We start from the raw sequence: 17,592 nt of genomic DNA, 5'->3' as shown, positions 1-17,592 counted from the left end.
CATGGCCTTTAACAGTCCGATCTGGAGTTAAAATGTCCTCACGTAAAGAGCTTGCTAATGCTATTCGTGCGCTGAGCATGGACGCAGTACAGAAAGCCAAATCCGGCCACCCAGGGGCTCCTATGGGTATGGCTGATATCGCCGAAGTCCTGTGGCGTGATTTCCTGAACCACAACCCGCAGAACCCGTCATGGGCTGACCGCGACCGCTTCGTGCTGTCCAACGGCCACGGCTCTATGCTGATCTATAGCCTGCTGCACCTCACCGGCTACGATCTGCCTATCGAAGAGCTGAAAAACTTCCGTCAGCTGCACTCTAAAACTCCAGGTCACCCGGAAGTGGGTTACACCGCTGGCGTAGAAACCACCACCGGCCCGCTGGGTCAGGGTATTGCTAACGCTGTGGGTATGGCGATTGCCGAGAAGACGCTGGCGGCGCAGTTCAACCGTCCTGGTCACGACATCGTAGACCACTTCACCTACGCGTTCATGGGCGACGGCTGCATGATGGAAGGCATTTCTCACGAAGTGTGCTCCCTGGCAGGTACCCTGAAGCTGGGCAAACTGGTTGCGTTCTATGACGACAACGGTATCTCCATCGACGGTCACGTTGAAGGCTGGTTCACCGACGACACCGCAGCACGTTTCGAAGCCTACGGCTGGCACGTAGTGCGTGGCGTTGATGGTCACGATGCTGACTCGATTAAACGTGCAGTGGAAGAAGCGCGCGCTGTGACGGACAAACCGTCCCTGCTGATGTGCAAAACCATCATTGGCTTCGGTTCGCCGAACAAAGCGGGTACTCACGACTCCCACGGCGCACCGCTGGGCGACGCGGAAATCGCACTGACCCGCGAAGCGCTGGGCTGGAAACACCCTGCATTCGAAATCCCGTCTGAGATCTACGCTCAGTGGGATGCAAAAGAAGTAGGCCAGGCGAAAGAAGCGGCCTGGAACGAGAAATTCGCTGCCTATGCGAAAGCGTTCCCGCAGGAAGCGGCTGAATTCACCCGTCGTATGAAAGGTGATATGCCGTCTGACTTCGACGCGAAAGCGAACGAATTCATCGCTAAGCTGCAGGCGAACCCGTCTAAAATCGCGAGCCGTAAAGCGTCTCAGAATGCGATTGAAGCGTTCGGCCCTTGGCTTCCAGAATTCCTGGGCGGCTCCGCTGACCTGGCGCCATCTAACCTGACCCTGTGGTCTGGTTCTAAGCCAATCAACGAAGATACTGCCGGTAACTACATCCATTACGGTGTACGTGAATTCGGTATGACCGCGATTGCCAACGGTATTTCCCTGCACGGTGGTTTCCTGCCGTACACCTCTACCTTCCTGATGTTTGTCGAATATGCACGTAACGCCGTGCGTATGGCCGCGCTGATGAAACAGCGTCAGGTAATGGTCTACACCCACGACTCCATCGGTCTGGGCGAAGATGGTCCAACTCACCAGCCGGTAGAGCAGGTGGCTTCACTGCGTGTGACCCCGAACATGAGCACATGGCGTCCATGTGACCAGGTGGAATCCGCGGTGGCGTGGAAATACGGCGTTGAGCGTCAGGACGGTCCAACCGCGCTGATCCTCTCCCGTCAGAACCTGGCACAGCAGGAGCGTACGCCTGAGCAGCTGGCAAACATCGCTCGCGGTGGTTACGTGCTGAAAGATTGCGCGGGCCAGCCAGAGCTGATCTTCATCGCCACCGGTTCGGAAGTTGAGCTGGCTGTTGCAGCGTGGGAAAAACTGACTGCCGAAGGCGTGAAAGCGCGCGTGGTTTCCATGCCGTCTACCGATGCGTTCGACAAACAGGATGCCGCTTACCGCGAATCCGTGCTGCCTAAAGCGGTTTCCGCGCGTGTCGCAGTGGAAGCAGGCATCGCAGACTACTGGTTCAAATACGTGGGCCTGAACGGCGCTATCGTCGGTATGACCACCTTCGGTGAATCTGCTCCGGCAGAACAGCTGTTCGAAGAGTTCGGCTTCACCGTTGAGAACGTTGTCGCGAAAGCGAAAGAACTGCTGTAATCGTTTGTACGGTGCGGGCTGATGCCCTCACCCGAGCCCTCTCCCACGGGAGAGGGTGCAAACACTAAAAAACGGTAACCTCTCGGTTACCGTTTTGCTTTTACCTTGCCGCCATTATTCCACCTAAAATGTGACGCAAGTCATATAGCGCGCTTATTCATCTGGACAGACATTCCTTTTATTCCCCGATTCGCTTATTCTTGCTGAAGCGTTTCAGTCGATTAAATGTTCGACAATTGACCAATCAATCGCAGTTTGTAACAGCAAGGATTCCCCTTCGGGCGTAGCTGGATTACTCTTTCAGCCACCTCAAACTCAGGGATTGCTTTGCAGGAGATCTATGACCGTACGCGTAGCGATTAATGGCTTCGGTCGCATCGGACGTAACGTGGTTCGTGCTTTATATGAATCCGGACGTCGGGCGGAAATAACCGTGGTGGCAATCAATGAACTGGCGGATGCTACGGGCATGGCGCATTTATTGAAATATGACACCAGCCACGGACGCTTTGCCTGGGATGTGCGTCAGGAAAGAGATCGGCTTTTTGTGGGTGACGACGCTATTCGTGTGCTGCATGAGAACAGCATCTCCGGGCTACCCTGGCGTGAACTGGGTGTGGATGTGGTGCTTGACTGTACCGGCGTGTACGGCAACCGCGAACATGGCGAAGCGCATCTTGCTGCAGGCGCGAAAAAAGTCCTGTTTTCTCATCCCGGCAGTAACGACCTCGACGCGACCGTCGTGTTTGGCGTCAACCAGCATGAGCTGCAGGCCGAACACCGCATTGTTTCCAACGCCTCCTGTACCACTAACTGCATTATTCCGGTCATCAAACTGTTAGACGATGCGTATGGCATTGAATCCGGCACCGTGACCACGATTCACTCCGCCATGCACGATCAGCAGGTTATCGACGCCTACCATCCGGATTTACGACGCACTCGCGCAGCGAGCCAGTCAATCATTCCGGTGGACACGAAACTGGCTGCAGGGATCACCCGAATTTTTCCGCAGTTTAATGACCGATTTGAAGCGATTGCCGTGCGTGTTCCGACGATTAACGTCACCGCAATCGATCTTAGCGTGACGGTGAAAAAACCGGTAAAAGCCTGTGAAGTCAACCTGTTGCTGCAAAAAGCGGCACAGGGGGCATTTCATGGTATAGTTGACTATACGGAATTACCGTTGGTCTCAGTAGATTTTAACCACGACCCGCACAGCGCCATCGTCGATGGCACGCAAACGAGAGTCAGTGGCGCACACCTTATCAAGACGCTGGTCTGGTGTGATAACGAATGGGGCTTTGCTAACCGAATGCTTGACACCACGTTAGCAATGGCCGCTCAAGGTTTCAGGTAAGACGCATTGTGCGTCTGCAAAACTTTAAGAATCAACGAGAGGATTCACCATGTCTGTAATTAAGATGACCGATCTGGATCTGGCTGGTAAACGCGTTTTCATCCGTGCCGATCTGAACGTACCGGTTAAAGATGGCAAAGTGACCAGCGACGCGCGTATCCGTGCATCTCTGCCAACCATCGAACTGGCTCTGAAGCAGGGCGCGAAAGTGATGGTCACCTCCCACCTGGGGCGTCCAACTGAAGGCGAGTACAACGAAGAGTTCTCTCTGCTGCCAGTGGTTAATTACCTGAAAGACAAACTGTCCAACCCGGTTCGCCTGGTGAAAGATTACCTGGACGGCGTTGAAGTTGCAGCCGGTGAACTGGTTGTTCTGGAAAACGTTCGCTTTAACAAAGGCGAAAAGAAAGACGACGAAACTCTGTCCAAAAAATACGCTGCACTGTGCGACGTGTTCGTGATGGATGCATTCGGTACGGCTCACCGTGCTCAGGCGTCAACCCACGGTATCGGTAAATTCGCAGACGTAGCGTGTGCCGGTCCTCTGCTGGCTGACGAACTGGAAGCGCTGGGTAAAGCACTGAAAGAACCTGCTCGTCCAATGGTGGCTATCGTTGGTGGTTCTAAAGTTTCTACCAAACTGACCGTTCTGGATTCCCTGTCTAAAATCGCTGACCAGCTGATCGTTGGCGGTGGTATCGCGAACACCTTCGTTGCCGCTCAGGGCCACAACGTGGGCAAATCCCTGTACGAAGCAGACCTGGTTGACGAAGCCAAACGCCTGCTGAGCACCTGCGATATCCCGGTTCCAACTGACGTTCGCGTTGCGACCGAGTTCTCCGAAACCGCAACCGCGACCCTGAAATCTGTTAACGACATCAAAGACGAAGAGCAGATTCTGGACCTGGGCGACGTTTCTGCACAGAAACTGGCTGAAATCCTGAAAAACGCAAAAACTATCCTGTGGAACGGTCCTGTTGGCGTGTTCGAATTCCCGAACTTCCGCAAAGGTACTGAAATCGTTGCTAACGCTATCGCAGACAGCGAAGCGTTCTCTATCGCAGGCGGTGGTGACACCCTGGCGGCAATCGACCTGTTCGGTATCGCTGACAAGATCTCCTACATCTCCACTGGTGGCGGCGCATTCCTCGAATTCGTGGAAGGCAAAGTACTGCCAGCAGTAGCAATGCTCGAAGAGCGCGCTAAGAAGTAAGCCATTCAAGGGCAGGGAAACCTGCCCAATTTTCAGCGCGCTTTTAAGAGCTCGCACCTTTTCTAACGGCCGAAGATACAGGACTAAGCAACATGTCTAAAATTTTTGATTTCGTAAAACCTGGCGTTATCACTGGTGATGACGTACAGAAAGTGTTCCAGGTAGCTAAAGAAAACAACTTCGCTCTGCCAGCAGTTAACTGCGTGGGTACCGACTCCATCAACGCCGTACTGGAAACTGCTGCTAAAGTTAAAGCGCCAGTTATCGTTCAGTTCTCTAACGGCGGCGCTGCGTTCATCGCAGGTAAAGGCGTGAAAACTGACATTCCTCAGGGTGCTGCAATCCTGGGCGCTATCTCTGGTGCGCACCACGTACACCAGATGGCTGAGCACTACGGTGTTCCAGTTATCCTGCACACTGACCACTGCGCGAAGAAACTGCTGCCGTGGATTGACGGTCTGCTGGACGCGGGTGAAAAACACTTCGCGGCTACCGGTAAGCCACTGTTCTCTTCTCACATGATCGACCTGTCTGAAGAGTCACTGCACGAAAACATCGAAATCTGCTCCAAATATCTGGCGCGCATGGCCAAAATGGGCATGACTCTGGAAATCGAACTGGGTTGCACCGGTGGTGAAGAAGACGGCGTGGACAACAGCCACATGGACGCTTCTGCACTGTACACCCAGCCAGAAGACGTTGATTACGCTTACACCGAGCTGAGCAAAATCAGCCCACGCTTCACCATCGCAGCGTCCTTCGGTAACGTACACGGCGTTTACAAACCAGGTAACGTGGTTCTGACCCCGACCATCCTGCGTGATTCTCAGGAATATGTTTCCAAGAAACACAACCTGCCGCACAACAGCCTGAACTTCGTCTTCCACGGCGGTTCCGGTTCTTCTGCTCAGGAAATCAAAGACTCCGTAAGCTACGGCGTAGTGAAAATGAACATCGATACCGACACCCAGTGGGCAACATGGGACGGTATCCTGCAGTACTACAAAACCAACGAAGCTTACCTGCAGGGTCAGCTGGGCAACCCGAAAGGCGAAGACCAGCCGAACAAGAAATACTACGATCCACGCGTATGGCTGCGCGCTGCCCAGACTTCAATGATTACTCGTCTGGAGCAGGCATTCAAAGAACTGAACGCGGTAGACGTTCTGTAATTTGAGCTGCTAACAGCATCAGAAGGCCCGCAAATGCGGGCCTTTTTTTATGCTTTTTCAATACCCTGCCAGGCCGGTTTTTGTGATCTGTTTGGCAATACTTGCGCTTTTTGTTTACCCTTTACGGACCTGCCTGTCTCCATGGGGGATGGATTTTGTGTTTTGGTTTAACAAAAGGAAGAATAAATGGAACAACTCGATGTTGTAGACAGCATCAATAACGCCGGTAACTGGCTGGTGCGCAACCAGGCGCTGCTGCTGAGCTATGCCGTGAACATCGTCGCGGCAATTGCCATTATCATCGTCGGGATGATCGTGGCGCGCATTGTATCGAACACGGTTAACCGCGTAATGCTGGCCCGTAACATTGACGCCACGGTGGCTGACTTCCTCTCCGCTTTGGTGCGCTACGGCATTATCGCCTTTACGCTGATTGCGGCGCTGGGCCGTGTGGGCGTGCAGACCGCCTCCGTCATTGCCGTTCTTGGTGCCGCCGGTCTGGCTATTGGTCTGGCGCTGCAGGGCTCGCTGTCAAACCTGGCGGCTGGCGTTCTGCTGGTCACCTTCCGTCCGTTCCGCTCCGGCGAATACGTTGACCTTGGCGGCATTGCCGGAACCGTGCTACAGGTGCAGATTTTCTCAACGACCATGCGTACCGTCGATGGCCGCATCGTGGTCGTGCCGAACGGGAAAATCATCGCGGGCAACATCATTAACTTCTCCCGTGAACCGGTGCGTCGTAACGAACTGATTATCAGCGTGGCGTACGACTCCGACATCGATCAGGTGAAGTCGCTGATTAGCAACATCATTGCTTCAGACGATCGCATTCTGAAAGACAAAGAGCAGACGGTTCGCCTGAACGAGCTGGGCGCTTCCTCCATTAACTTCGTGGTGCGTATCTGGAGCAAAAGCAGCGATCTGCAAAACGTGTACTGGGACGTGCTGGAACGCATTAAGCGCGACTTTGATGCCAACGGCATCAGCTTCCCGTACCCTCAGATGGACGTAAACGTCAAAAAAGTCAAAGAAGCCGAATAACTTCTCGCAGGCCCGGTAAGCGCTAGCGCCACCGGGCTTTATTTTTATAAGTGCTGCTAATCCCCAATTAATATTATCAATTTCCTCTAATGTAATTCGCGCAGTATAGTCTCCTTCCAGAACAACACTGTGAGAATTTAGTCATGTTATCTTATTACTTTCAAGGGCTTGCCTTAGGTGCGGCCATGATCCTTCCCCTTGGCCCGCAAAATGCGTTTGTGATGAACCAGGGCATTCGCCGCCAGTATCATCTGATGATTGCCCTGCTGTGCGCGGTAAGCGATTTACTGCTGATCTGTGCCGGGATTTTTGGCGGCAGCGCATTGCTCATGCAGTCTCCCTGGCTGCTGGCGCTGGTCACCTGGGGCGGCGTGGCGTTTCTGCTCTGGTACGGTTTTGGTGCCCTGAAAACCGCGATGAGCAGCAACCTCGAACTGGCGAGCGCGGAAGTCATGAAGCAGGGCCGCTGGAAGATTATCGTCACCATGCTGGCGGTCACCTGGCTTAATCCGCATGTTTATCTGGACACCTTCGTGGTGCTGGGCAGCCTGGGCGGGCAGCTGGACGTTGAGCCGAAACGCTGGTTTGCGCTGGGTACGGTTAGCGCCTCTTTCCTCTGGTTCTTCGGTCTCGCCATTCTGGCTGCATGGCTGGCTCCTCGTCTGCGTACGGCCAAAGCCCAGCGCATCATTAATACGCTGGTGGGGCTGGTGATGTGGTTTATTGCCTTTCAGCTGGCAAAAGAGGGGATTCACCACGTTCAGGAATTGTTCAACTAATCCTTGTCTTATGGACAACTGAACAAGACCCGCTAAGCTTGCTGGCATGCGCCCTGTTAATGGGCACTCTTCGCAACATGGAGGAATAACAGTGAAGTTTAAGGTGATGGCCCTGGCGGCATTAGTAAGTTTTGGTGCGGTGTCGGTGCAGGCAAGTGAACTGCCGGATGGCCCGCACATCGTCACTTCAGGCACCGCAAGCGTGGACGCGGTACCCGATGTCGCAACGCTGGCAATTGAAGTCAATGTGTCTGCGAAAGATGCGGCATCTGCCAAGAAGCAGGCTGACGATCGTGTTGCGCAATACCTCTCTTTCCTCGAGCAGAACGGTGTCGGTAAAAAAGATATCAACTCCGCGAACCTGCGTACTCAACCCGATTACGACTACCAGAATGGTAAAAGCATCCTGAAAGGCTACCGTGCCGTGCGTACCGTCGAAGTGACCGTGCGTCAGCTGGATAAGCTTAACTCGCTGCTGGATGGCGCGCTGAAGGCGGGTCTGAACGAAATTCGTTCCGTGTCGCTGGGCGTTGCGCAACCGGAGAAATACAAAGACGAAGCGCGTAAAGCGGCGATTGATGATGCCATTCATCAGGCGGAACAGCTGGCTTCTGGCTTTAAGAGCAAGCTCGGCCCGGTTTACAGCGTGCGTTACCACGTCTCTAACTACCAGCCAAGCCCGATGGTACGGATGATGAAGGCCGATGCGGCGCCTGTATCCGCTCAGGAAACTTACGAGCAGCCAACCATTCAGTTTGACGATCAGGTGGATGTGGTGTTCCAGCTGGAGCCAACTCAAACTCAGCAAACTGAGGCGGCTAAGGCGCAGTAATTTGCCCTCACCCTAACCCTCTCCCGCAGGGAGAGGGAATTCAATCGATTAATCCTGTCTCAACACCTTGTGCCCGTAGGCCAGCAGCGCGTCGGTGACGTTGCGCATCATGCGGCTTTCTGGCGCAAACCGGTGCCAGTAGAGCATCCGGCGCTGATATAGCCCCGGCGTGAGGTCAATCAGCTCACCGCTTTTCAACTCTTTCTCAATCTGCAGATGCGGGATCATGCAGCAGGTGGTGCCCTGACGCGCAAGCTGCACAAAGGCTTCAGACGAGTTGACGATATGGCACGGCACGCTGCCCGGCGGCAGATCGAAGTTTTGCTGCAGGAACGCCTGATGCATATCGTCCAGATGGTCGAACGCCACGGCAGGGGCTTTCAGCAGCGCGGCGCGGGTGACGCCGTTCGGGAAGTAGCGCTCGGCAAAGGCTTTTGAACCCACAAACAGGTAGTCCAGCGCGCCCAGCTGATCGACAAGACAGCTTGGCAGCGCCTGAGGCTGAATACTGACTGCCCCAACCACTTCACCGCGACGCAGGCGCTCCTGGGTACGGGTTTCATCTTCAACCTGTAAATTCAGACGGATAGGGGAATCCGCTAATACCGGCGCAAGGGCCGGCAGCAGCCAGGTTGCCAGGCTGTCGGCGTTAACCGCCAGAGAGAGCAGCAGCGGCGTAGAGCCCGTTTGTTCGTCACCCAGCCACTCGTCTTCCAGCAGTTCAACCTGGCGCAGCAGGGCGAGAAGCTTTTGCCCTTGCTCGGTTGGACGTGGCGGCACGGTACGCACCAGAAGCGGTTGGCCGAACATGTTTTCAAGCTGTTTGATACGCTGTGATACGGCGGACTGGGTGATGCAAAGCTTTTGCGCCGCGCGCTCAAAACCGCGTTCACGAATAACTGCATCAAGTGCCTGTAGTGTTCTGTAGTCCGGACGTTTCATTGCTCTGGCTGGCTCCTTAATTTTGCTTATTCTGCACTATGACACAATTTTCCCTTCGTGGCAGACGAATTCCATTCGACGTGTTCTATAATGCGCCCTGAGTTTTCACACCACAGGCAAAACGATCATGACGCAGGATGAACTGAAAAAAGCAGTAGGATGGGCCGCTCTCCAGTACGTGCAGCCGGGTACCATTGTTGGTGTCGGTACGGGATCAACCGCGGCACACTTTATCGATGCGCTGGGCACGATGAAGGGGCAAATCGAGGGCGCGGTTTCCAGCTCTGATGCTTCCACGGAAAAGCTGAAAAGCCTCGGCATTACCGTTTTCGATCTCAACGAAGTGGATCGTCTGGGGATTTACGTTGATGGCGCGGATGAAATCAACGGCCACATGCAGATGATCAAAGGCGGCGGCGCGGCACTGACGCGCGAGAAGATCATCGCCTCCGTTGCGGACAAGTTTATCTGCATCGCGGATGCCTCCAAGCAGGTCGACATTCTGGGTAATTTCCCGCTGCCGGTCGAAGTGATCCCAATGGCCCGTAGCGCGGTTGCCCGTCAGCTGGTGAAGCTGGGCGGTCGTCCGGAATATCGTCAGGGCGTAGTCACCGATAACGGTAACGTGATCCTCGACGTTCACGGTCTGGAAATCCTCGACGCGATTGCGCTGGAAAATGCCATCAACGCTATCCCAGGCGTAGTGACCGTAGGGCTATTCGCCAACCGTGGCGCGGATGTGGCGCTGATCGGCACCGCTGACGGCGTGAAAACCATCGTAAAATGATCTGACGGGGGGAGTCCTCCCCCCGCTAAAAAATTTTTGAAAAGCTAAATTCGGTGACTTGTGTCACGTTTTTACGCCTCATTTGCCGATCCTGCCGCGTTTGTAAATTTCCATAGCATTTTCCTCTGACATTTTGCTCTGTATGACTTTTCTTCAGAGTGCCGACGCAAACGTTCATATTGCTGCAATAGTTTTTTTTGATATGTTGGCTACAGCGGATTCATATCCAGCACAACATCAGTTCAGACAAAACAGGGTCGGGTAAATGGCAAAGGTATCACTGGAGAAAGACAAGATTAAATTCCTGCTGGTCGAGGGCGTGCATCAAAAAGCAATCGATAGCCTTCGTGCGGCAGGTTACACCAACATCGAATTTCACAAAGGCGCGCTCGATACCGAAGAGCTGAAAGCGTCCATCCGTGATGCCCACTTCATTGGCCTGCGATCCCGTACTCACCTGACTGAAGAGGTTATTGCCGCGGCGGAAAAGCTGGTGGCTATCGGCTGCTTCTGCATCGGTACCAACCAGGTTGACCTGAATGCCGCCGCCAAACGCGGTATTCCCGTCTTCAACGCCCCGTTCTCCAACACCCGTTCCGTGGCGGAGCTGGTGATTGGCGAACTGCTTCTGCTGCTGCGCGGCATTCCTGAAGCGAACGCCAAGGCGCACCGCGGCGTGTGGAACAAGCTGGCGTCCGGTTCTTTCGAAGCGCGTGGTAAAAAACTGGGGATTATCGGTTACGGCCACATCGGTACGCAGCTCGGTATTCTGGCGGAATCCCTGGGTATGCACGTGTTTTTCTACGATATCGAAAGCAAGCTGCCGCTGGGTAACGCTACCCAGGTTCAACACCTTTCTGACCTGCTGAACATGAGCGACGTGGTGAGCCTGCACGTGCCGGAAAATGCGTCCACCAAAAACATGATGGGCGCGGAAGAGCTGGCGCTGATGAAGCCGGGCTCACTGCTGATCAACGCCGCGCGCGGCACGGTTGTCGATATCCCGGCCCTGGCGGATGCGCTGAAGCGTAAGCATCTGGCGGGCGCGGCCATCGACGTCTTCCCGACGGAGCCTGCGACCAACAGCGATCCGTTTACCTCTCCGCTGTGCGAGTTCGACAACGTGATCCTGACGCCGCACATCGGCGGCTCTACCCAGGAAGCGCAGGAGAATATCGGTCTGGAAGTGGCGGGTAAGCTGAGCAAATATTCCGACAACGGTTCTACGCTCTCTGCCGTGAACTTCCCGGAAGTGTCTCTGCCGCTGCACGGTGGTCGTCGCCTGCTGCACATCCACGAAAACCGTCCGGGCGTGCTGACCGCGATCAACCAGATCTTTGCCGAGCAGGGCGTCAACATTGCCGCGCAGTATCTGCAAACGAACTCGCAGATGGGCTACGTGGTCATTGATATCGAAGCGGATGACGATGTTGCTGAGAAAGCGCTGCAGAGCATGAAGGCGATTCAAGGGACGATTCGCGCGCGTCTGCTGTACTGATGGTGCGAGATAAATGCAAAACGGTAACGATAGTTACCGTTTTTTATGTTTTCACCCTCTCCCTGTGGGAAAGGGCTGGGGTGAGGGCATCAGGCCGCACGCCTGTTTCACCACTCCCACAACTTCGATGGCGTCACTACCGCCGGCAACGGCACATCCCACTTCTCCACCGGCAACGCCTCCACGCCCTGACAATCATGCGCATAACCCACCGGCTGCAACCCGTACTGCTGCCAGTTTTGCAGCGTCCGGTCGTAAAAACCGCCGCCCATCCCTAAACGCTGGCCCTGTTCATCAAACGCCACCAGCGGCGTGATCAGCACATCCAGCTGTGACAGCGGGAGCACGTCGCGCACGTCGAGTTTCGGCTCGGTGATTTTCAGGCGATTCACCACCAGCTCGCTGTGCGGGTGATAGTGCAGAAACAGCAAATTCCCCTCGCTGAACGGGTGCAGCACCGGCAGATAGACCTTCTTCCCGGCGCGCCAGAGCTGCTCTATCAGCGGTTGGGTATCCAGTTCTCCATCAAATGACAGAAACAGCGCAACGGTGTGCGCCATCACGACAGGGGGATACGCCATCATACGGGCGGCGGCCTGCTGGGCAAAATGCGCTTGCTGATCGGCGGTTAACGCACGGCGGCGCTGACGAATTAACTGACGGATGTCCTGGCGTGAAGCAGAAACTTCAGGGAATTGGGTCATGGTAGTCGGTAGAAGAAAAGAGAGGGAATCTCCGAGATGCCGCCGCAGGCTGTAACCCTTGAACCCTTGGTTCAAGGTGAATGTGTCGTCATAGTTTTAAGGCTTCTCGGACGGACCGAGCATGCTCACCAACCATGGAGCGCCACATTCTTGTGGTATGAAATATCGGCTCAGGGGACTGGCCCGCTTGCGAACATCTCAGAGAAATTTTGTCTTCACAGTTACTCTACCATAGTCAACTGAGAAGTGTTATTCAAACTTTGGTCCCGGTCTTTCGGGATTGCGACCTTGATCAAGCAATGCCTGTTCTATGGTCTGCTGGAGCATTTTAATGCGCTGCTCCATGCTTGCCGCGTAGTCGCGGGTCTTCGCTTTTTCCTGAGTCAGTTCATAGCTGATGTTCAACGCGGCGATGAAAACCAGCTGCTCAGTATTTGTGACTCTAGTGCGTTCTTTTAGATCTTGCAACCGCTGATTCAAATCGTCCGCTGCCTGATTCAAAGCATCCCTTTGTTCAGGCGGACAATTCACTCGCAGTGAACGGCCAAAAATCTGGAGATCGACGGGTTGTGCAGACATGCCACCTTCCTGCTGATTGACTGCGCTGCCTTCGCTTACTGCCCCGGGGGCTGCGAAGGGGCGACACTATAGCTACCCTGATGTGAAGATACAAGCCCTTTTCTGGTATCACCAGGGTCCAAAGTGGTAGCATATCATGAAACTTCCCCCCTTTGATGACGAATGCTCATGTCTATACAGAACGAAATGCCTGGTTACAAGGATTTAAACCAGTTACTGAACCAGCAGGGAGTCGGTTTAACCCCTGCCGAAATGCACGGTCTGATCAGTGGCATGCTGTGCGGCGGAAACAGCGACAGCTCATGGCAGCCGCTGATCCACGACCTCACGAATGAAGGGCTGGCGTTTGGTCACGAGCTGGCGGAAGCGCTGCGTAAAATGCACGCCGCAACCAGCGATTCGCTGGAAGACGATGGCTTCCTTTTTCAGCTTTATCTGCCTGAAGGCGACGACGTCAGCGTGTTCGATCGCGCCGATGCGCTGGCCGGCTGGGTAAACCACTATCTGCTGGGGCTGGGCGTGACGCAGCCTAAACTGGATAAAGTGACCGGCGAAGCGGGTGAAGCGATTGACGACCTGCGTAACATTGCCCAGCTCGGCTACGATGAAGACGAAGACCAGGAAGAGCTGGAAATGTCTCTTGAAGAGATTATCGAGTACGTGCGCGTGGCGGCACTGCTGTGCCACGATAATTTCACGCGCTCACAGCCGACCGCGCCGGAAGTCCGCAAGCCAACCTTACATTAAGAAAAATAACGCACAGGAGGGTGTCATGGTTATCTCGAGTCAAGAGTATTCGCGCCGCCGTCAGGCGCTGCTGGCAACAATGCAGCCGGGCAGCGCCGCGCTGATTTTTGCTGCGCCCGAAGTCACGCGCAGCGCCGACAGCGAATACCCCTATCGCCAGAGCAGCGATTTCTGGTACTTCACCGGCTTTAACGAGCCGGAAGCGGTGCTGGTGCTGATTAAGAGCAATGACACCCACAACCACAGCGTGATTTTCAACCGCGTGCGCGATCTGACGGCCGAAATCTGGTTTGGTCGCCGCCTGGGCCAGGAGGCCGCACCGGCGAAGCTGGGCGTTGACCGTGCTCTGGCGTTTAGCGAAATCAACCAGCAGCTCTATCAGCTGCTTAACGGCCTCGACGTGCTCTATCACGCGCAGGGCGAATATGCCTACGCCGATGAGATTGTTTTCACCGCGCTGGATAAGCTGCGCAAAGGCTCGCGGCAGAACCTGTCCGCGCCGGCCACGCTGACGGACTGGCGTCCGGTGGTGCATGAAATGCGCCTGTTCAAGTCTGAAGAAGAGCTGAATTTGATGCGTCGTGCGGGCGAAATCAGCGCCCTGGCGCACACCCGCGCCATGGAAAAGTGCCGTCCCGGGATGTTCGAATACCAGCTGGAAGGCGAAATACATCACGAATTTAACCGCCACGGCGCGCGTTATCCCTCCTACAACACCATTGTTGGCGGCGGAGAAAACGGCTGCATTCTGCACTACACCGAAAACGAAAGCGCGCTGCGCGACGGCGATCTGGTCCTGATTGACGCCGGTTGCGAATATCAGGGCTACGCGGGAGACATCACCCGTACCTTCCCGGTGAACGGTAAATTCTCACCGGCACAGCGCGCCATTTACGACATCGTTCTCGAGTCGCTTGAGACGGCGCTCAGGCTGTATCGTCCCGGTACCTCCATGCAGGAAGTGACCGGCGAAGTGGTGCGCATCATGATTACCGGCCTGGTCAGGCTCGGGATCCTGAAAGGGGAGGTCGACACCCTGATCGCTGAAAATGCGCATCGACCGTATTTCATGCACGGCCTGAGCCACTGGCTGGGGCTGGATGTGCATGACGTTGGCGCGTACGGCACCGACCGTTCGCGCGTGCTGGAGCCGGGCATGGTGTTAACCGTGGAGCCAGGCCTGTATATCGCGCCGGATGCCGACGTGCCTGAAGAGTACCGCGGGATTGGCATTCGCATCGAAGACGACATCGTGATCACCGAAACCGGTAACGAAAACCTGACCGCGAGCGTCGTGAAAAACGCTGACGATATCGAGGCGCTGATGGCAGCGGCACGCGCATGAGCGTGATTATCGTTGGCGGCGGCATGACCGGGGCCACGCTGGCGCTGGCCATTTCGCATTTGACGAAGGGGCAGCTTCCGGTGCACCTGGTGGAAGCCGTCGCGCCGCAGGCAAAAAATCATCCCGGTTTTGATTCCCGCGCTATTGCCCTGGCGCAGGGTACCTGCCAGCAGCTGTCCCGTATTGGCATCTGGCAGGCCATCGCCGATTGCGCGACGGCAATTAACACCGTTCACGTAAGCGATCGCGGCCATGCTGGCTTTGTCACGCTGGATGCGCAGGATTACCGCATTGACGCGCTGGGTCAGGTTGTCGAGCTGCACGACGTCGGATTGCGTCTGTTTCGTCTGCTCCAGGATGCGCCGGGCGTCACGCTGCATTGTCCGGCGCGCGTGGCCAGCGTGAGCCGCAGTGAGGCGTCGGTCAGCGTGACGCTTGAAAACGGCACCGTGCTTGAAGGCCAGCTTCTGGTCGCCGCGGACGGCTCGCGCTCATCGCTCGGCGCCCAGTGCGGCGTGGAGTGGCGTCAGCAGCCTTACGGGCAGGTTGCGGTCATTGCGAATGTCGCGACCGCAGCTGAACACCACGGCAGGGCGTTTGAACGCTTTACGCAGCATGGCCCGCTGGCGATGCTGCCGATGTCGGACGGGCGCTGTTCCCTGGTCTGGTGCCAACCGCAGGATAAGGCCGAAGAGGTTAAAGCCTGGTCAGACGAACGTTTTTGTACCGAGCTGCAGAAAGCCTTTGGCTGGCGGCTGGGGCGTATTACCCATGCTGGACAGCGGGCGGTTTACCCGCTTTCGCTGACTACTGCCTCTCAGTCCATCTCCCATCGTCTGGCGCTTGTCGGTAATGCCGCTCAGACGCTGCACCCCATCGCGGGGCAGGGGTTCAACCTTGGCCTGCGGGATGTCATGAGCCTGGCGGAAACCCTTTCGCAGGCGTGGGGCGAACAAAAAGACTGTGGCGCATACCCGGTGCTCAGCCATTACCAGAAGCGCCGCCAGGTGGATAAAGAGGCGACGATTGGCGTCACCGACGGCTTAGTCCATCTCTTTGCCAATCGCTGGGCGCCGCTGGTTGCGGGTCGCAACCTCGGGCTAATGGCGATGGAATTATTCATTCCGGCACGTGACGTGCTGGCGCAGCGGACTCTTGGTTGGGTCGCGCGTTAAGGAGTTATCACCGTGCAAAATGTTGATGTCGCCATTGTTGGCGGCGGTATGGTCGGACTGGCTCTGGCCTGTGGTTTACAGGGCAGCGGCCTGCGCGTGGCGGTGCTGGAGCAAAAGCAGCCTCAGCCCGTTGCGCCAGATGCCCCGCCGGAACTCCGCGTCTCGGCGATCAATGCCGCCAGCGAGAAATTGCTGACGCACCTTGGCGTCTGGGCAGATATTGTGGCGCAGCGCGCCAGCTGCTACCACGGCATGGAAGTGTGGGATAAAGACAGCTTTGGTCATATTGCTTTTGATGATGAAAGCATGGGCTACAGCCATCTGGGTCATATCGTCGAAAACGCGGTGATCCACCACGCGCTGTGGCAGAAAGCGCAGCAGTGCAGCGACGTGACGCTGATTGCGCCTGCGCAGATCCAGCAGGTGGCGTGGGGTGAAAACGAGGCGTTTATCACCTTACAGAGCGGCGACATGCTGACCGCGCGTCTGGTGGTCGGTGCTGACGGTGCGAACTCCTGGCTGCGGAATAAAGCCGATATCCCGCTGACCTTCTGGGATTACCGCCATCATGCTCTGGTGGCGACGATCCGTACCGAGGAGCCGCACGGCGGCGTGGCGCGGCAGATTTTCCACAACGACGGCATTCTGGCGTTCCTGCCGTTTGCCGATCCGCACCTGTGCTCGATTGTCTGGTCCCTGGTGCCTGAAAAAGCCCAGCTGATGCAGGAGGCGACGCCGGATGCCTTTAACCAGGCGCTGTGCATGGCGTTTGATAACCGCCTTGGCTTGTGCACCCTTGAAAGCGAGCGGCAGGTGTTCCCGTTAACCGGCCGCTACGCGCGTCAGTTTGCGGCGCACCGTCTGGCGCTGGTCGGTGATGCGGCGCATACCATTCATCCGCTGGCAGGGCAGGGCGTCAACCTTGGCTTTATGGACGCGGCGGAGCTGGTTGAGGAACTGCGTCGCCTGCATCGCGAAGGCAAAGATATCGGCCAGCATCTTTACCTGCGTCGCTACGAGCGCAGCCGCAAGCACAGTGCGGCGATGATGCTGGCGGGCATGCAGGGCTTCCGCGAGCTGTTTGCCGGCGCAAATCCGGCGAAAAAACTGCTGCGCGATATTGGTCTTAAACTGGCCGATACGCTTCCTGGCGTCAAACCTCAACTTCTTCGCCAGGCGATGGGTCTTAACGATCTTCCCGACTGGTTACGCTAATCTCGATCCCCGTCACACTTTATTTTCCCGGCCTCTGCGCCGGGGAAATTCCCTCGTTTGAAATATTCTAATTTCACGTCATTTTTCGCATTAGAAAATCTAATCTACGAGATTTTATGTTACGGAAATTCGGCCCGTTTTTCCGCATGAAATATCACCATGTGCTAAATCCTGTTAGA

At 55.8% G+C, this 17,592-nt stretch carries 16 protein-coding genes and 1 other RNA gene; 13 read left to right on the top strand and 4 right to left on the bottom strand.

Translation table 11 applies throughout. The annotated features are described in order from the left end of the window. Nucleotides 1-32: 32 nt before the first annotated feature. From tkt to HB664_RS21960, 7 genes are all read left to right on the top strand, one after another. Nucleotides 33-2,024 carry a transketolase gene (gene tkt, locus HB664_RS21990; protein WP_045355615.1) on the top strand — a complete coding sequence of 664 codons (1,992 nt, stop codon included), beginning with the start codon at nt 33-35 and terminating at the stop codon, nt 2,022-2,024. A gap of 340 nt (nt 2,025-2,364) precedes the next feature. Next, nucleotides 2,365-3,384 (top strand): erythrose-4-phosphate dehydrogenase, encoded by a 1,020-nt coding sequence (gene epd, locus HB664_RS21985; protein WP_032660071.1) that lies wholly within the window; start codon nt 2,365-2,367, stop codon nt 3,382-3,384. A 49-nt stretch (nt 3,385-3,433) separates the two neighbouring features. Beyond that, entirely contained in the window at nt 3,434-4,597 is a 1,164-nt protein-coding gene (gene pgk / locus HB664_RS21980; protein ID WP_023333323.1) for a phosphoglycerate kinase, read from the top strand. Nucleotides 4,598-4,689: 92 nt separating this feature from the next. Beyond that, nucleotides 4,690-5,769, top strand: a complete 1,080-nt coding sequence (gene fbaA, locus HB664_RS21975; protein WP_029739216.1) for a class II fructose-bisphosphate aldolase — start codon at nt 4,690-4,692, stop codon at nt 5,767-5,769. A gap of 186 nt (nt 5,770-5,955) precedes the next feature. Then, nucleotides 5,956-6,810 (top strand): small-conductance mechanosensitive channel MscS, encoded by an 855-nt coding sequence (mscS, locus tag HB664_RS21970; RefSeq protein WP_033146600.1) that lies wholly within the window; start codon nt 5,956-5,958, stop codon nt 6,808-6,810. A 143-nt stretch (nt 6,811-6,953) separates the two neighbouring features. After that, nucleotides 6,954-7,589 carry an arginine exporter ArgO gene (gene argO / locus HB664_RS21965; protein WP_021242063.1) on the top strand — a complete coding sequence of 212 codons (636 nt, stop codon included), beginning with the start codon at nt 6,954-6,956 and terminating at the stop codon, nt 7,587-7,589. A 91-nt stretch (nt 7,590-7,680) separates the two neighbouring features. Then, nucleotides 7,681-8,421: an oxidative stress defense protein gene (locus HB664_RS21960; protein WP_023309114.1), complete on the top strand. Its 741-nt coding sequence runs from the start codon at nt 7,681-7,683 to the stop codon at nt 8,419-8,421. A 48-nt stretch (nt 8,422-8,469) separates the two neighbouring features. On the opposite strand, the gene argP is transcribed toward HB664_RS21960, so the two are convergent. After that, on the bottom strand, nt 8,470-9,363 hold the full coding sequence (argP, locus tag HB664_RS21955; RefSeq protein WP_008499727.1) for a DNA-binding transcriptional regulator ArgP: 894 nt from the start codon (nt 9,361-9,363) through the stop codon (nt 8,470-8,472). A 127-nt stretch (nt 9,364-9,490) separates the two neighbouring features. Here argP and rpiA point away from each other — a divergent pair, with 127 nt between their 5' ends. Together rpiA and serA are read left to right on the top strand one after the other, a co-directional pair. Further along, nucleotides 9,491-10,150, top strand: coding sequence for a ribose-5-phosphate isomerase RpiA (gene rpiA, locus HB664_RS21950; RefSeq protein WP_014885151.1), 660 nt, complete (start codon nt 9,491-9,493; stop codon nt 10,148-10,150). A gap of 265 nt (nt 10,151-10,415) precedes the next feature. Then, nucleotides 10,416-11,648: a phosphoglycerate dehydrogenase gene (gene serA / locus HB664_RS21945; protein WP_023333318.1), complete on the top strand. Its 1,233-nt coding sequence runs from the start codon at nt 10,416-10,418 to the stop codon at nt 11,646-11,648. A gap of 107 nt (nt 11,649-11,755) precedes the next feature. Here the strand turns inward: serA and HB664_RS21940 are convergent, their stop codons facing one another. The 3 genes from HB664_RS21940 to zapA all read right to left on the bottom strand — a co-directional run bounded on the left by HB664_RS21940 (nt 11,756) and on the right by zapA (nt 12,931). Then, on the bottom strand, nt 11,756-12,352 hold the full coding sequence (locus HB664_RS21940) for a 5-formyltetrahydrofolate cyclo-ligase (protein WP_032660084.1): 597 nt from the start codon (nt 12,350-12,352) through the stop codon (nt 11,756-11,758). A 24-nt stretch (nt 12,353-12,376) separates the two neighbouring features. Further along, nucleotides 12,377-12,560, bottom strand: a non-coding RNA gene (ssrS, locus tag HB664_RS21935) — 6S RNA. Between the two features lie 41 nt (nt 12,561-12,601). Continuing rightward, on the bottom strand, nt 12,602-12,931 hold the full coding sequence (gene zapA / locus HB664_RS21930; protein ID WP_006811891.1) for a cell division protein ZapA: 330 nt from the start codon (nt 12,929-12,931) through the stop codon (nt 12,602-12,604). A 168-nt stretch (nt 12,932-13,099) separates the two neighbouring features. Here zapA and HB664_RS21925 point away from each other — a divergent pair, with 168 nt between their 5' ends. Genes HB664_RS21925 through ubiI form a run of 4 tightly spaced genes read left to right on the top strand, consistent with a single transcriptional unit; the run spans nt 13,100 to nt 17,413 of the window. Then, the gene (locus tag HB664_RS21925) at nt 13,100-13,678 is read left to right on the top strand and encodes a YecA family protein (protein WP_029739212.1); all 579 of its coding nucleotides are present in this window, start codon (nt 13,100-13,102) and stop codon (nt 13,676-13,678) included. A 31-nt stretch (nt 13,679-13,709) separates the two neighbouring features. Continuing rightward, the gene (pepP, locus tag HB664_RS21920; RefSeq protein WP_029739211.1) at nt 13,710-15,023 is read left to right on the top strand and encodes a Xaa-Pro aminopeptidase; all 1,314 of its coding nucleotides are present in this window, start codon (nt 13,710-13,712) and stop codon (nt 15,021-15,023) included. After that, nucleotides 15,020-16,198, top strand: a complete 1,179-nt coding sequence (gene ubiH / locus HB664_RS21915) for a 2-octaprenyl-6-methoxyphenyl hydroxylase (protein WP_219940214.1) — start codon at nt 15,020-15,022, stop codon at nt 16,196-16,198. The genes pepP and ubiH overlap by 4 nt, the downstream gene beginning before the upstream one ends. A 12-nt stretch (nt 16,199-16,210) precedes the next feature. Further along, nucleotides 16,211-17,413, top strand: coding sequence for an FAD-dependent 2-octaprenylphenol hydroxylase (gene ubiI / locus HB664_RS21910; protein WP_219940213.1), 1,203 nt, complete (start codon nt 16,211-16,213; stop codon nt 17,411-17,413). Nucleotides 17,414-17,592 lie beyond the last annotated feature (179 nt).

This window comes from Enterobacter sp. DNB-S2 (assembly GCF_019443845.1).
In the GTDB taxonomy this organism is placed as follows: domain Bacteria; phylum Pseudomonadota; class Gammaproteobacteria; order Enterobacterales; family Enterobacteriaceae; genus Enterobacter; species Enterobacter asburiae_B.
Note: the sequence above shows the minus strand (reverse complement) of the source record. Positions and strands in the feature narration are given on the sequence as shown.

Bases quoted from the DNA above. Each gene is read 5' to 3' on its own strand.
- mscS (WP_033146600.1), top strand. From the start codon at position 5,956: ATGGAACAACTCGATGTTGTAGACAGCATCAATAACGCCGGTAACTGG.
- fbaA (WP_029739216.1), top strand. From the start codon at position 4,690: ATGTCTAAAATTTTTGATTTCGTAAAACCTGGCGTTATCACTGGTGAT.
- argP (WP_008499727.1), bottom strand. From the start codon at position 9,363: ATGAAACGTCCGGACTACAGAACACTACAGGCACTTGATGCAGTTATT.
- ubiH (WP_219940214.1), top strand. From the start codon at position 15,020: ATGAGCGTGATTATCGTTGGCGGCGGCATGACCGGGGCCACGCTGGCG.
- zapA (WP_006811891.1), bottom strand. From the start codon at position 12,931: ATGTCTGCACAACCCGTCGATCTCCAGATTTTTGGCCGTTCACTGCGA.
- HB664_RS21925 (WP_029739212.1), top strand. From the start codon at position 13,100: ATGTCTATACAGAACGAAATGCCTGGTTACAAGGATTTAAACCAGTTA.
- epd (WP_032660071.1), top strand. From the start codon at position 2,365: ATGACCGTACGCGTAGCGATTAATGGCTTCGGTCGCATCGGACGTAAC.
- pgk (WP_023333323.1), top strand. From the start codon at position 3,434: ATGTCTGTAATTAAGATGACCGATCTGGATCTGGCTGGTAAACGCGTT.
- serA (WP_023333318.1), top strand. From the start codon at position 10,416: ATGGCAAAGGTATCACTGGAGAAAGACAAGATTAAATTCCTGCTGGTC.
- argO (WP_021242063.1), top strand. From the start codon at position 6,954: ATGTTATCTTATTACTTTCAAGGGCTTGCCTTAGGTGCGGCCATGATC.
- HB664_RS21940 (WP_032660084.1), bottom strand. From the start codon at position 12,352: ATGACCCAATTCCCTGAAGTTTCTGCTTCACGCCAGGACATCCGTCAG.
- tkt (WP_045355615.1), top strand. From the start codon at position 33: ATGTCCTCACGTAAAGAGCTTGCTAATGCTATTCGTGCGCTGAGCATG.
- rpiA (WP_014885151.1), top strand. From the start codon at position 9,491: ATGACGCAGGATGAACTGAAAAAAGCAGTAGGATGGGCCGCTCTCCAG.